This is a genomic window from Streptomyces sp. JW3, from assembly GCF_052216785.1.
Taxonomy (GTDB): domain Bacteria; phylum Actinomycetota; class Actinomycetes; order Streptomycetales; family Streptomycetaceae; genus Streptomyces.
In genome coordinates this window covers 76,365-89,557 of sequence record NZ_JBQOUX010000015.1, presented here as the reverse complement: position 1 = coordinate 89,557, position 13,193 = coordinate 76,365, and the positions used below count along the sequence as shown (strand labels likewise).

15 protein-coding genes and 1 tRNA gene are annotated in these 13,193 nt (G+C 73.2%); 10 read left to right on the top strand and 6 right to left on the bottom strand.

Annotated elements, in window-relative coordinates; all coding sequences use genetic code 11:
• Nucleotides 1-3 precede the first annotated feature (3 nt).
• Both ACTT8P_RS09450 and ACTT8P_RS09445 read left to right on the top strand, forming a co-directional pair.
• Nucleotides 4-990: an aldo/keto reductase gene (locus ACTT8P_RS09450; protein WP_442831094.1), complete on the top strand. Its 987-nt coding sequence runs from the start codon at nucleotides 4-6 to the stop codon at nucleotides 988-990.
• The gene (locus ACTT8P_RS09445) at nucleotides 987-3,320 is read left to right on the top strand and encodes a helix-hairpin-helix domain-containing protein (protein ID WP_442831093.1); all 2,334 of its coding nucleotides are present in this window, start codon (nucleotides 987-989) and stop codon (nucleotides 3,318-3,320) included. Before ACTT8P_RS09450 ends, ACTT8P_RS09445 begins: the two co-directional genes overlap by 4 nt.
• A 129-nt stretch (nucleotides 3,321-3,449) precedes the next feature.
• Here the strand turns inward: ACTT8P_RS09445 and ACTT8P_RS09440 are convergent, their stop codons facing one another.
• Nucleotides 3,450-4,226 carry a hypothetical protein gene (locus ACTT8P_RS09440; protein WP_442831092.1) on the bottom strand — a complete coding sequence of 259 codons (777 nt, stop codon included), beginning with the start codon at nucleotides 4,224-4,226 and terminating at the stop codon, nucleotides 3,450-3,452.
• A 47-nt stretch (nucleotides 4,227-4,273) separates the two neighbouring features.
• Here ACTT8P_RS09440 and ACTT8P_RS09435 point away from each other — a divergent pair, with 47 nt between their 5' ends.
• Nucleotides 4,274-4,462, top strand: a complete 189-nt coding sequence (locus tag ACTT8P_RS09435; RefSeq protein ID WP_355745702.1) for a DUF5703 family protein — start codon at nucleotides 4,274-4,276, stop codon at nucleotides 4,460-4,462.
• Between the two features lie 82 nt (nucleotides 4,463-4,544).
• Here the strand turns inward: ACTT8P_RS09435 and ACTT8P_RS09430 are convergent, their stop codons facing one another.
• From ACTT8P_RS09430 to ACTT8P_RS09420, 3 genes are all read right to left on the bottom strand, one after another.
• Nucleotides 4,545-5,399, bottom strand: coding sequence for a chaplin (locus ACTT8P_RS09430; protein ID WP_442831091.1), 855 nt, complete (start codon nucleotides 5,397-5,399; stop codon nucleotides 4,545-4,547).
• A gap of 127 nt (nucleotides 5,400-5,526) precedes the next feature.
• Nucleotides 5,527-5,760 (bottom strand): chaplin ChpH, encoded by a 234-nt coding sequence (chpH, locus tag ACTT8P_RS09425; RefSeq protein ID WP_361165835.1) that lies wholly within the window; start codon nucleotides 5,758-5,760, stop codon nucleotides 5,527-5,529.
• Nucleotides 5,761-5,888: 128 nt separating this feature from the next.
• On the bottom strand, nucleotides 5,889-7,214 hold the full coding sequence (locus ACTT8P_RS09420) for a M20/M25/M40 family metallo-hydrolase (protein ID WP_442831090.1): 1,326 nt from the start codon (nucleotides 7,212-7,214) through the stop codon (nucleotides 5,889-5,891).
• A gap of 196 nt (nucleotides 7,215-7,410) precedes the next feature.
• Here ACTT8P_RS09420 and ACTT8P_RS09415 point away from each other — a divergent pair.
• Both ACTT8P_RS09415 and ACTT8P_RS09410 read left to right on the top strand, forming a co-directional pair.
• Nucleotides 7,411-7,498 (top strand) — tRNA-Leu (locus ACTT8P_RS09415).
• Between the two features lie 70 nt (nucleotides 7,499-7,568).
• Complete coding sequence (locus ACTT8P_RS09410; protein ID WP_361165829.1) at nucleotides 7,569-7,943, top strand: YchJ family protein; 375 nt, start codon at nucleotides 7,569-7,571, stop codon at nucleotides 7,941-7,943.
• Nucleotides 7,944-7,952: 9 nt separating this feature from the next.
• Here the strand turns inward: ACTT8P_RS09410 and ACTT8P_RS09405 are convergent, their stop codons facing one another.
• Nucleotides 7,953-8,654, bottom strand: coding sequence for a FadR/GntR family transcriptional regulator (locus ACTT8P_RS09405; protein ID WP_442831089.1), 702 nt, complete (start codon nucleotides 8,652-8,654; stop codon nucleotides 7,953-7,955).
• A 137-nt stretch (nucleotides 8,655-8,791) separates the two neighbouring features.
• Here ACTT8P_RS09405 and ACTT8P_RS09400 point away from each other — a divergent pair, with 137 nt between their 5' ends.
• From ACTT8P_RS09400 to ACTT8P_RS09380, 5 genes are all read left to right on the top strand, one after another.
• Complete coding sequence (locus ACTT8P_RS09400) at nucleotides 8,792-9,316, top strand: gluconokinase (RefSeq protein ID WP_442831111.1); 525 nt, start codon at nucleotides 8,792-8,794, stop codon at nucleotides 9,314-9,316.
• Between the two features lie 53 nt (nucleotides 9,317-9,369).
• Nucleotides 9,370-10,767: a GntT/GntP/DsdX family permease gene (locus tag ACTT8P_RS09395; RefSeq protein ID WP_442831088.1), complete on the top strand. Its 1,398-nt coding sequence runs from the start codon at nucleotides 9,370-9,372 to the stop codon at nucleotides 10,765-10,767.
• Between the two features lie 110 nt (nucleotides 10,768-10,877).
• Entirely contained in the window at nucleotides 10,878-11,387 is a 510-nt protein-coding gene (locus tag ACTT8P_RS09390) for an NUDIX domain-containing protein (protein WP_442831087.1), read from the top strand.
• Between the two features lie 28 nt (nucleotides 11,388-11,415).
• Nucleotides 11,416-11,808 (top strand): YidH family protein, encoded by a 393-nt coding sequence (locus tag ACTT8P_RS09385; RefSeq protein WP_442831086.1) that lies wholly within the window; start codon nucleotides 11,416-11,418, stop codon nucleotides 11,806-11,808.
• Nucleotides 11,805-12,155: a DUF202 domain-containing protein gene (locus tag ACTT8P_RS09380; RefSeq protein ID WP_442831085.1), complete on the top strand. Its 351-nt coding sequence runs from the start codon at nucleotides 11,805-11,807 to the stop codon at nucleotides 12,153-12,155. The genes ACTT8P_RS09385 and ACTT8P_RS09380 overlap by 4 nt, the downstream gene beginning before the upstream one ends.
• Nucleotides 12,156-12,167: 12 nt before the next feature.
• Here ACTT8P_RS09380 and ACTT8P_RS09375 read toward each other — a convergent pair whose 3' ends face one another.
• Nucleotides 12,168-13,124 (bottom strand): NADP-dependent oxidoreductase, encoded by a 957-nt coding sequence (locus ACTT8P_RS09375; RefSeq protein ID WP_442831084.1) that lies wholly within the window; start codon nucleotides 13,122-13,124, stop codon nucleotides 12,168-12,170.
• Nucleotides 13,125-13,193 lie beyond the last annotated feature (69 nt).

Below are 13,193 nucleotides of genomic sequence, written 5' to 3'. Positions count from 1 at the left end.
TTCATGGAGCAGAGGCATCTCGGCCGCACCGGCCTGCGTGTGTCCCGTATCGGCCTGGGCACCCTGACCTGGGGCCGGGACACGGACGAGCACGACGCGGCGGAGTGCCTGAAAACGTTCTGGGAAGCGGGCGGCACGCTGGTCGACACGGCCGATGTGTACGGGGACGGCGAGGCCGAATACCTGCTGGGCCGGCTGATGGAGGGCCTGGTGCCGCGCCGGGACCTGGTGATCTCCACCAAGGCGGGCAGCGTGCCCGATCCCGACCGCCGCTTCGACGGCTCGCGCGGCCATCTGCTCTCCGCGCTGGACGCCTCGCTGTCCCGGCTCGGCACCGAGTACGTCGATGTGTGGCACGTGCACGCCTACGACCCGTACACCCCGCTGGAGGAGACGCTGCACGCCCTCGACCTGGCGGTGAGCACCGGACGGGCCCGGTACGCCGGGGTGTCGAACTTCTGCGGGTGGCAGCTGGCCAAGGCGGCCACCTGGCAGCTGGCGGCGCCGGGGGTGCGCAACCGGCTGGCGAGTACGCAGTTGGAGTACTCGCTGGTGCAGCGCGGCATCGAGCGGGAGGTGTTGCCGGCCGCCCTCGACCTGGGGGTCGGGCTGCTGCCGTCCTCACCGCTCGGGCGCGGGGTGCTCACCGGCAAGTACCGCGGTGGCACGACTCCGGGCGACTCGCGCGGGGCGTCGGAGCACATGGCGCCGTTCGTCGCGCCCTACCTCGACGACGCCGCCGGACGCATCGTGGACGCGGTGAGCACGGCGGCCGACGGGCTCGCGGTGACGCCGCTCCAGGTGGCGCTGGCCTGGGTGCGGGACCGGCCCGGGGTGGCCGCGCCGATCGTGGGCGCGCGCAACGCGCGGCAGCTCACGGCGGCGTTGTCAGTGGAGGCGCTTAGTCTTCCTGACGAGATCTGCCGGGCGCTCGACGACGTGTCGGAGCCCGTGCACCGCTATCCCGATCACGACTGGAGCACGCTGTGAGCACGGAGCCCGAGCCGGCCGAGAACACCGGGGACCCCGGGGACACCGTGGACGCCGGACCGACGACGCCGGGTGCTGTGGCGGGAGGCGGCGCGACGGAGGGCGCGGAGGGCGCGGACGAGACACCGGCGGGCGCCGAGGGAGCTGACGTCGAGGGCGTCGACGCGCAGGACGCCGGCGCCGAGAGCAGCGACGTTCAGGGCGCTGATGCCGAGGCCGAGGCCAAGAAGTTGTCCGAGGCCGAGGCCGAGCTGGCCGCCCAGCGGATCGAGCGGGAACGGATCGAGCGGCGCAAGGCGGAGCGCAAGGAGCCGGTGGCCGCCGGGACCAAGCTCAGTGGCACGGCAGCCGAGCTGCTCGCCGCCGTCCGGGCCGTGGAGAGCGGCGCGAAACCGGCGGCGACGGTCTTCGCCGAGCCGGCGCCCGCCCCCCGCCGCCCCTCCCCCGCGTCCGAGCCGGCGCCCGCCCCCCGCCGCCCCTCCCCCGCGTCCGAGCCGGTACGCCGGCCCCAGCCGGTGCCCGACCAGGCACCCGGCGCGGCGACCCCGGCGCCCGCGCCGGAGACCGTCCAGGCGGTACGGCAGGTACTGGCTCAGGGCGGCGCCCCCGAGACGCTCGCCCCGTCGGCCGCCGCGGCCCTCGGCGAGGGCGCGGACGAGACCCTGCGCGCGGACCCCTGGCAGTTGCTGCGGGTCGCCGGGGTGCGGCCGGAGCAGGCCGACGGCTTCGCGCGGGCGCTGCTCGGGGCCGACTGCCACCCGGACGACGAGCGGCGCGGGCGCGCGGTCACCGGCTGGCTTCTGGAGCAGGCGGCGCTCGCCGGGCACACCGCCCTGGAGCTGCCGACGCTCACCGCGACGCTGGCCCGGCGGGGCGTGCCGGACCCGGACGCCGCCGTACAGAGCGCGCTGGCCGAGGGCGAGGCGCTGGCCTTCCAGGACGCCCTGGAGGAGACCGGCGCCCCGGCTCCCCGGCAGGCGGAGGGCGATGAGGGCGAAGCGGAGGCGGAGCGTCCGGTCCGGGTGCTGATCGGGCTGGAGCGGTACGCGATGGCCGAGGAGAGCCTGGCCGACGGGCTGGCCCGGCTGGCCGGCTCGGTCCCGGAGCGGAGCGGGGCCCCGGAGGACTGGGAGCGGGCCGCCGCCGCGGCGCAGGGGGCCGCCGCCGACCTGATCAGCGCCGTCGCCGGCCACGGTCTGGTCCTGCACACCGGCGGCGAGGCGGCCCTGGCCGAACCGGCGGCCCTGCTGCGCGCCGCGGGCGGACTCGGTCTGCGCGCCTGGGCGGCCACGCCCAGCCCGGCCGGCCGCGACCGTTTCGTCGCCCTGCTCGAAGACGCGCCCGGCGCGGACACCTCGGCCGCGGCCGCGCCCCCGCCGGTCGCCACCGTCGCCGGTCTGCTGGCCGGGTCCGAGGGCCCCGGCCGGGACGGGGAGGGCGCCCTCGGCCTTGACCTGCTGGTCGTGTGCGACGCACCCCTGCTGGATGTGGAGGCGGCCGCCCTGCTGACCGAGTCGCTGCCGGACGGGGCGCGGCTGGTGCTGGCCGGCGACCCGGCGGTGCTGTGGTCGGTGGGCCCGGGGCGGGTCTTCGCGGATCTGCTGGCGGCCCGGATCTGCCCGCAGATCGCCTCCCGGCAGCCCGACCCCGGCCCGCTGGGCGAGCTGGTCTCCGCCATCGGCATCGGCGAGCTGCAACAGGTCCAGGCGCCCGGCAAGGAAGTCGTGATCGTGCCGGTGCGGGACCCGGGCGAGGCCGTGCACCGCACCGTGCAACTGGTGTCGGACTCGGTGCCGCGGGCGATCGGCGTACCCACCGAGGAGACTCAGGTGATCACGCCGGGGCACGGCGGACCGGCCGGCACCCGGGCGCTCAACGCGGCGCTGAAGGAGCGGCTCAACCCGGGACCGGGCCGGTTCGGCGGCTTCGACCCGGGCGACCGGGTCGCCTACACGCCCGTGCCCGGCCGGACGCTGCCGGGCCGGGTGGTGGACGCCGACGCCGAGGGACTGCGCCTGTCCTGCGCGGGCGGGACCGTGGTCGTACCGAGGGAGCAGGTGGAGAGCCGGGTGCGGCACGGGTGGGCGCTGACCGCGCACCAGGCGGCGGGCGGCAGGTGGCCCGCGGTGGTCGTGGTGCTGCCCGGTGACGCGGCGCAGGCGCTCAGCCGGCCCTGGGTGTACACGGCGTTCGGCCGGGCCGCCCGGCACCTGTCCGTCGTGCACGGCGTGGACCAGGCACTGCCCCGGGCCGTGGCCGAGGTCCCGGCCAAGCCTCGGACCACCCGGCTGCCGGCGCTGCTCGCGCCGCGGGAGCCGGCGGCGGACTGACCGCCGAGCGGGAACGCCGACGGCGGTGGCCCCGGGAGCCGGCTCCCGGCACCACCGCCGCACGTACGAGGGATACGAGGCGTACGAGCCCGTACGAGGCGGATGGCCGGTACGCCGCGTACGGCTCGCTCAGCGATCCGCGTCCAGCGGCTCCAGATCCTCGTCCTCGTCGAGCTCCACGGCCCCGTGCTCGTCTTCGTCCTCGTCTTCGTCCTCGTCTTCGTCCTCGTCGGCGTCGGCGTCGGCGTCGGCGTCGGCCAGTTCCTCCGGGTCGAGGTCGTCGTCGAGGTCGTCGTCCGCCTCGTCGTCGAAGACCGAGCTGACGTCGAAGCGGCACACCACGTGCTGCGCGTCGACGTGTTCGAACGGGGCCTCCAGCCATTCGCCGGCCTCGGCCGGTTCGTCCGCCGCCGTGACCCACAGCGTGGAGTCGCCCTCCTCCAGGCCGAACTCCTTGTGCCGGGAGGCGACCTCGTCCGGTTCGAACTCGCCGAACAGCAGCCCCAGCGCCCCGTGCACCGTGCCGGAAGCGCCGGTGCCGGAGCCGCGTTCGTCGTCCGCGTCCTCGACCCGGCGGGCCTGCGCCAGCAGCCGCTGCGGCTCCACCACGGCGTAGTCCCGGCGGATCAGCACACTCACCGCGTTCGGTTCCTCGGGACCCGTGTACGGCGGCAACGCGTCCTCCGCCGCGGGGATCTCGAAGGGAGTGACCTCGTCGTAACGGTCGTAGAGCAGCTCGTCGTACGCCTCGGCGGCCGCTGCCACCTCGTTGAACGCCTCGTAGACGGCCGGGTCGTCGTCCCCCGACCGTCGTTCGACCGCGGCCAGGTGACGGTCGAGCGCGGTCTTGACCGCCTCGGCGGCGGCGCGTACCTCGGCAGCGGTGGGCTGCACAGCATCAGACATACGGCAGACGCTATCCGTACCGAGCCCCAGCCCGCACAATAGATGCGATGCCGGAATACGAATTTGTCGACGTGTACGTGCCGCGCGGGGTCTCCCGCAGGGAGACGGCGCGTCTGCTGACCGACCATGCCGAGTACGGACACTGGGAGTTGTACCGCCTGAGCCTGCTGCGCGACGGCAGCCGCAGGGTGCGGCTGCGCCGTCGGATCATCCGACAGGTGCGCGCCACCTGGTGAGACGCGGCGGACCGGTGGCGGTGGAGACGGAGCGGGCCCCGCCGATGCAGCGGGGCCCGCTCCGTCTTCGCCGTGAGGTGTGTCACATCGAGGCGCGCGCCCTGCGGTAGAGCGTCGCGCCGGTGAGCAGTACGCCCGCGCCCATCGGCAGGGCGAGGCCCAGCGGCAGGTCGCTGCCGGTGTCCGCGAGCTGCGCCTCGGGGGCCGGCTGGCTGACGGACGGGCCGTCCGGGGTCGGGCCGCCGCCCTCGCTCGGCGGGGTGCTCGGCTCCTCCGGGGTGCCGGGCTCACCGGGGTTGCCGGGTTCGCCGGGGTTGCCCGGCTCCTCGGGCTCGCCCGGGTGTCCGGGTTCACCCGGCTCACCGGGCTCCTCGGGGCTGCCGGGCTCCTCCGGCTCCTCCGGCGGCGTCTCCTCACCGCCGCCGGGCGGGTTGCCGGGGTGACCGCCGCCGCCCTCCTGACCGCAGCCGTTGCCGGTGGCCGGGTTGGCGACGCCGACGACACTCACGGTGTTGCCACAGACGTTCACCGGCACGTGCACCGGCGCCTCGACGTGGTTGCCGGAGCCGACGCCGGGCGAGTCGGTGGCGTGGCCGTCGGCGTGCCCGCCGCCGTGGCCCGCACCGCTGTGCCCCCCGTCACCGTGTCCCCCGCCGCCGTGTCCGCCGGGCCCGTCGGAGTCCTTGCCGGAGCCTCCGTTGGCGCAGGCGTTGCCCACCGAGGCGTTGAGGCCGCCGATGACGGTGACCGTGTTACCGCAGATGTTGACCGGCGCGTGCACCGGCGCCTGCACCGAGTTGCCGGAGAGTACGCCGGGCGAGCCCGAGGCGCCGCCCTGGGCGCCGGAGCCCGTGGCGTGGGCGGTGCCGCTCGCGGCGGCGATCACGCCGGTGGCCGCCGCCACCGTCATCAGGCCCTTGCGGGTGACCTGTCGCATGTACTGAATTCCCTGTCTTCGACCTGGTACCGACGTTTCGCGTTCCGATAAGGCCGGTCGGCCCCGGAACACACGGCGTGCGTTCCGGGGCCGACGGGCTCAGGCCCTCAAGGGGCGAGGCACAACGTCACTTGTTGATGCAGGTGTTGCCGAAGGCCGGGTTCAGCAGACCGATCACGTTGATCGTGTTGCCGCAGACGTTCGCGGGGATGTGGATGGGCGCCTGGACGACGTTGCCGGAAAGGACACCCGGGGAGTGCAGGGCCGCACCCTGGGCACCGGAGTCGGCAACGGCCAGGCCCGCACCCGCGAGAACCAGTCCACCGGTGGCAGCGGCGGCGGCGACGACCTTCTTGATCATTATTCCTCCTAGTTGACAAGCGCGATCCAAAATGCGGATCACATGACCAGTAACGAGGAGGGAGTAATCAGGCTACGAGCTTATGGTCGCATTCACTCTCCCAGGGTGACTTTCGTATGAGCGAGCGATTAGGAGGCGTCGATGAAACGGTCCAGCACCCGCACCCCGAACTTCAGGCCGTCCACCGGCACCCGCTCGTCGACACCGTGGAACATCCCGGCGAAGTCCAGCTCCGGCGGCAGCTTCAGCGGGGCGAAGCCGAAGCCCCGGATGCCGAGGTCGTCGAAGGACTTGGCGTCCGTGCCGCCGGAGAGCATGTAGGGGATGGCCTTGGCGGCCGGGTCCTCCGCGACCAGCGCGGACTGCATCGCGGCGACCAGCGCCCCGTCGAAGGTGGTCTCGACGGCCTTGTCGGAGTGCACGTCCTCGCGCCGCACCTTCGGGCCGAGGATGCGGTCCAGGTCGGCGAGGAACTCCTCCTCGTAGCCGGGCAGGAACCGCCCGTCGACGTGCGCGGTGGCCTCGCCCGGGATGACGTTGACCTTGTAACCGGCGCCCAGCTGGGTGGGGTTGGCGGTGTTGCGCAGGGTGGCGCCGATGAGCTTGGCGATGCCGCCCAGCCTGGCGAGCGTGCCCTCCATGTCGTCGGCGTCGAGTTCGATGCCCATCGCGTCGCCGAGTTCGTCCAGGAAGGCCCGGGTGGTCTTGGTGACCCGGATCGGGAACTGGTGCCGGCCCAGCCGGGCGACGGCCTCGGACAGCTCGGTGATGGCGTTGTCCCGGTGGATCATCGAGCCGTGCCCGGCGGTGCCGGCCACCGTCAGCTTCATCCAGTGCATGCCCTTCTCGGCCGTCTGGACCAGGTAGAGCCGGCGCTGCTCGCTGACCGTGAAGGAGAAGCCGCCCACCTCGCTGATCGCCTCGGTGACGCCCTCGAAGAGGTCCGGGTGGTGGTCGACCAGGTACCGGGCGCCGTAGGTGCCACCCGCCTCCTCGTCGGCGAGGAAGGCCAGCACGATGTCGCGGGGCGGCTTGCGCCCGGCGCGCAGCCGGTCGCGGACGACCGCGAGGGTCATCGCGTCCATGTCCTTCATGTCGACGGCGCCACGGCCCCACACACACCCGTCGGCGATCTCGCCGGAGAACGGGCCGTGGGTCCAGTCGTCGGCGTTGGCCGGGACGACGTCCGTGTGGCCGTGGATGAGCAGCGCGGGCCGGGACGGGTCCTCGCCCTCGATCCGGGCCACCGTGGAGGCGCGTCCCGGGTGGGACTCGAAGATCCGGGGTTCGAGCCCGACCTCGGCGAGCTTCTCGGCGACGTACTCGGCCGCCGCGCGCTCGCCCGGCCCCGAGTGGTCGCCGTAGTTGCTGGTGTCGATCCGGATGAGGTCGCGGCAGAGGTCGACGACCTCGTCCTCGCCGGCCAGGTTCCCGGTCGTGCCCGAGTCGCTCACGTGCTTCCTCCCGCTGTCACTGCTGGTGGGTCCCCTTCATCCTCCTCCTTGGGAGGGTGACACCCAAGGCCGGTCCCGGCCCGTCACACGCCGTTCACGCGCGAGCGGGGCGGGTGGCGGGGTGATCGGGCACCCCGGGAAGCCTGGTAATGTTTACGTCGTCGCCGCGGGCAGCGCTCCGCACGGCAGACACCTTGTCCGGGTGGCGGAATGGCAGACGCGCTAGCTTGAGGTGCTAGTGCCCTTTATCGGGCGTGGGGGTTCAAGTCCCCCCTCGGACACCAGATGAGACCCCTGCTCGCCAGGGGTCTTCTGCTTTTCCCGGTCCGGGGACGACCCGGCACAATGGCCGCCATGAGCACGCGTACCTGCCCCTGCGGACTGCCCGAGCCGTACGAGAGGTGCTGCGGCCGGTTCCATACGGGGGCCGCCGCCGCGCCGACCGCCGAGGCCCTGATGCGCTCGCGGTACAGCGCCTTCACCCGGCTGGACGCGGGCTATCTGCTGCGCACCTGGCATCCGCGCACCCGGCCGGCCCGGCTCGATCTCGATCCGGGGATGCGCTGGACCGGGCTGGAGATCCTGGAGACCGGCGACGGGTCGGCGTTCCACACCACCGGCACCGTGACGTTCCGGGCGTCCTACCGGGGCGGCTCGCTGCACGAGCGCAGCCGGTTCCAGCGGATCGACGGGGGCTGGGTGTACGTCGACGGGGAGTTCCTGGACTGACGGCCGGCGCTACGGGGCCAGGATGTCCAGTTCCTGGAGGGCGCCGACGGTGATCTCGCGGGTGAGTGCCTCGGCGCGCCCGGCGTCACGCTCGCGGACCGCCTCGGCGAGCCGGACGTGCAGGGTGACGGCGGCCGGGTCGGGGTCCTCGAACATCACGTCGTGCTGCGTACGCCCGGTCAGCACCTCGGCGACCACGTCGCCGAGGCGGGCGAACATCTCGTTGCCCGAGGCGTTGAGGATGACGCGGTGGAAGGCCACGTCGTGGAAGAGGTACTGGTCCAGGCGGTGGCCGCTGGAGTTGGCGACCATGCCGAGGGCGCACTCGGTCAGTTCCGCGCACTGCCCCGAGGTGGCGTGGCGCGCGGCGAGTCCCGCCGCGACCGGCTCCACGGCCGAGCGCAGCACGGTGAGCGAGCGCAGTTGCCGGGCCCGGTCGGCGCCGGCCAGCCGCCAGCGGATGACCTGGGGATCGTAGACGTTCCACTCGCGCTCGGGCAGGACGGTGACGCCCACCCGGCGGCGGGACTCGACGAGGTGCATGGACTCCAGGACCCGTACCGCCTCGCGCATCACCGAGCGGGAGACGTCGTACCGCTGGGCGAGTTCGTCGGTACGCAGGACACTGCCCACGGGGTACTCGCCGGCGGTGATGGCGGGGCCGAGGGTGTCCAGTACTCGGCCGTGCAGACCCCGGCCCGGTGTGCTCATGCACTCAGCGTACGTGCCGCATCACAGCGACAAAAAGTCAGACTTATATGTCACAGACACTTGAATTTGTCGTACCTAATGAGCTTCAGTTGCGTCGACATCACGTGTCGACGAAGACAGCAGACAGCGAGAGCACGATGCAGCAGCCGCAGACCCCCCATGTCGTCGTGGTCATGGGCGTGGCGGGCACCGGGAAGACCACCATCGGTCCCCTGCTCGCCGCCCGCCTCGGCGTTCCCTACGCCGAGGGCGACGACTTCCACCCGCCGGCCAACATCGCCAAGATGACGGCCGGCACCCCGCTCGACGACGACGACCGGTGGCCGTGGCTGGACGCCATCGGCGGCTGGGCGCACCAGCGGGCGGGGCTCGGCGGGGTGGTCAGCTGCTCGGCGCTGAAGCGGTCGTACCGCGACCGGCTGCGGGGCGAGGCCCCCGGTCTGGTCTTCGTCCACCTCACCGGCAGCCGCGAGCTGATCGAGGACCGGATGTCGCACCGCGAGGGGCACTTCATGCCGACGGCGCTGCTCGACTCCCAGTTCGGCACGCTCCAGCCGCTCCAGCCGGACGAGCCGGGGGTCGCCGTGGACGTCTCCGGCGGCCCCGAGGAAATCGCCGAACGGGCCGTCACCGCGCTCCAGGCGCTCCCCGGACCCGCGTAGCCCACCCCGCCCCTCGTATCCCCCCGCATCCCCATCACCGCAAGGGAATCACCGTGACCAGACTCAGCGTCGAGATGCTGGCAGCGGACACCGTCGAGCCCATCACCTCGGCCGGTCATGCCCAGTTGGGCATCGCCGTGCTGCTGGGCATCGCCGTCATCGTCCTGCTCATCACCAAGTTCAAGCTGCACGCCTTTTTGGCGTTGACCATCGGGTCGCTGGCGCTCGGCGCGTTCGCCGGGGCGCCGCTGGACAAGGTCATCACCAGTTTCACCGCCGGACTCGGCTCCACCGTGGCCGGTGTGGGCGTGCTGATCGCGCTCGGCGCGATCCTCGGCAAGATGCTCGCCGACTCCGGTGGCGCCGACCAGATCGTGGACACCATCCTCGGCCGGGCGGGCAGGCGCTCGATGCCGTGGACGATGGTGCTGATCGCCTCCGTGATCGGCCTGCCGCTGTTCTTCGAGGTCGGCATCGTGCTGCTGATCCCGGTCGTCCTGATGGTCGCCAAGCGCGGCAACTACTCGCTGATGCGGATCGGCATCCCGGCGCTGGCCGGGCTGTCCGTGATGCACGGTCTGGTGCCGCCGCACCCCGGTCCGCTGGTCGCGATCGACGCGGTCGGCGCCAACCTGGGCGTGACGCTGGCGCTGGGCGTCCTGATCGCCATACCGACCGTGATCATCGCCGGTCCGGTGTTCTCGAAGTTCGCGGCCCGCTGGGTGGACGTCCCCGCTCCGGACCGGATGATCCCGCAGCGCGCCTCCGAGGACCTGGAGAAGCGTCCCGGCTTCGGCGCCACGCTGGCCACCATCCTGCTGCCGGTCGTGCTGATGCTCGCCAAGGCGCTGGTCGACATCATCGTGGACGACGCGGACGCCCTGGTGCAGCGGACCTTCGATGTCATCGGCAACCCGCTGATCGCCCTGCTGGCCGCCGTGATCGTGGGCATCTTCACGCTGCTGCGGCCCGCCGGGTTCGCCAAGGACCGCGTCTCGGGCCTGGTCGAGAAGGGGCTCGCGCCGATCGCGGGCATCCTGCTGATCGTCGGCGCGGGCGGTGGCTTCAAGCAGACGTTGATCGACTCCGGCGTCGGCCAGATGATCCTGGAGATCTCCAAGGACTGGTCCATCCCGGCGCTGCTGCTGGCCTGGCTGATCGCGGTGGCGATCCGGCTGGCGACGGGTTCGGCGACGGTGGCGACCGTCTCGGCGGCCGGTCTGGTCGCGCCGCTGGCGGCCGACATGTCGACCACGCACGCGGCTCTGCTGGTGCTGGCCATCGGCGCCGGTTCGCTGTTCTTCAGCCATGTCAACGACGCCGGCTTCTGGCTGGTGAAGGAGTACTTCGGCCTGAACGTCGGCCAGACGCTCAAGACCTGGTCGGTCATGGAGACGATCATCTCGGTGGTGGCCGGGGCGCTGGTGCTCCTGGTCTCCCTGATCCTGTAGCACGTCTCCGACAGCTCCTCCCCGGTAGCTGCGCACGACGGTGACGGACGGCCCGAGGCCCCGGCGGACACCCCGCCCTGGCCTCGGGCCGTTCCTGTTTGAATGGCCGGATGAGCGCTGAAGACGAGATCCTCGACATCGTCGACGAGCACGACCGGGTGGTCGGCCGGGCCCCGCGCGGCACGGTGTACGCCGAGGGGCTGCGCCACCGGTGCGTGTTCGTCCAGGCCCGGGACGCCGAGGGGCGGATCTTCGTCCACCGGCGCACCGCGGAGAAGCTGGTCTTCCCGTCCCTGTACGACATGTTCGTCGGCGGGGTGGTCGGCGCGGGCGAGTCCTACGACGCCGCGGCGCTGCGCGAGGCGGAGGAGGAGCTGGGGGTGAGCGGGCTGCCGCGGCCCCGGTTCCTGTTCAAGTTCCTGTACGACGACGGCGGCGGGCGTACCTGGTGGTCCTCGGTGTACGAGGTGCGGTGCGAGTCGGCGGTGCGGCCGCAGGTCGAGGAGGTCGCCTGGCACGCGTTCCTGCCGGCGGCGGAGGTGGAGCGGCGACTGGCCGAGTGGGAGTGGGTGCCGGACGGGCTGGCGGCGTACCGGCGGCTCACGGGGCGGGCAGGGTGACCGGCGGCGGCCCGGTAGGGTCCTGGGCGTGATCGACTTCGCACGGAACGTCCGCCTGTGGTTCGCGCCCGACGCGGTCCGGCGGGAGGGCGGCACCCCCGACTACCGGTTCTCGCTGGCGAACGAGCGGACCTTCCTGGCCTGGCTGCGCACCGCGCTCGCGCTGATCGGCGGCGGGTTCGCGGTGGACCAGTTCCTCCCCGACCTGCGCGGGCCCTGGCGGGTCGGGCTCGCGCTGACGCTGCTGGCGGCGGGGGCACTGTGCGCGCTGCGCGCCGTCAACCACTGGGTGCGCTGCGAGCGGGCCATGCGGCGCGGCGAGGACCTTCCGGTGTCCCGCTTCCCGGCGCTGCTCGGCGTCGTCGTCGCCGTGGTGGCGGTCGCGATGGTCGTGGTGGTGCTGGTGGGGTGGGAAGGGTGAGCGGGGACGCGGAGTCAGCACGGCACCCCACTCCCGATCCCGATCGTGATCCGGGGCTGCAACCCGAGCGCACCCGGCTCGCCTGGCGGCGGACCACGCTGGCGGGGGCCGTCGTCGCGGTGCTCGGGGCGAAGACCGCGCTGAGCGGCGGCGCCTCGGGGGTATCCGTGGCCGGCGGTGCGCTGGTCTGTCTGCTGTGGCTGGGCGTGCTGTTCCTGGCCCACCGCCGCATCGTCGCCGTCGCGGCCTCGAACCGGCCGCCGGCGCTCGGTCCGCCGCGGGCCGCCGCCGTCGCCCTGTGCACGGTGGCGATGGCGGCGTGCGGGGCCGTCCTGATCGTGGCCTAGCGGCCGGCCGGCTCAGCCCTCGTTCCTGTCCGCGTCCGCGGCCCCGTCCACCGTCACCACGATCTTGCCGCGGGTCCGTCCCTCCTGGTTGCGCCGGTAGGCGTCCGCCGCCCGCTCCAGTGGGAACGTCTCCGAGACGTGCACCGTCAGCACGCCCTGCTCGACCAGCTCGGTCAGCTGCCGCAGGTCGCGCGGGTCGGGGCGGACGAAGGAGTAGCGGCCGCCGTAGGCGACGACGTCCGGGTCGGCGATCGAGGTCAGGCGGCCCTCCGGGGCCAGCAGGTTGGCGGAGACCTTGAGCGTGTCGCCGCCGACCGTGTCGAAGACCGCGTCCACGCCCTCGGGCGCCAGCCCCCGGACCCGTTCGGCCAGGCCCTCGCCGTACGTCACGGGCTCGCCGCCCAGTTCCCGTACGTAGGCGTGGTGGTGTTCGCTCGCCGTGCCCAGCATCCGCGCGCCCAGGTGGCGGCCGAGCTGGACGGCGATCGAGCCGACGCCGCCCGCCGCCGCGTGCACGAGGACCGTCTCGCCGCGTTTGACCTCGAGTGCCCGGGTCAGCACCTGGTAGGCGGTCAGCCCGGTCAGCGGGAGGCCCGCCGCCGCCGCGAAGGACAGGTTGCGCGGCTTGCGGGCCAGGGCGCGCACGGGGGCGGCGACGTACTCGGCGAAGGTGCCGCGGGAGAGGAAGTCCTCGCGGCAGTAGCCGATGACCTCGTCGCCCACGTCGAACTCCGTGACGGCGGCGCCGGGCTGGACCACGACGCCGGCCACGTCCCAGCCCGGCACGACGGGGAAGACGGGTTCGAGGAGGGCGTCCAGGTGTCCCTCGCGGCACTTCCAGTCCACCGGGTTCACGCCCGCCGCGCGGACCTTCACCAGGACCGAGTCGGGGCCCACCCGGGGGTCGCGGACCTCGCCGTACTCCAGCACCTCGGGGCCGCCGTACCGTGCGTAGCTGATCGCCTTCATGGCTCCGACCCTCCGGGGTACCCGGGCGCCACGCAACCGGAATGAGGGCCACCGGGACGACCACTGGCC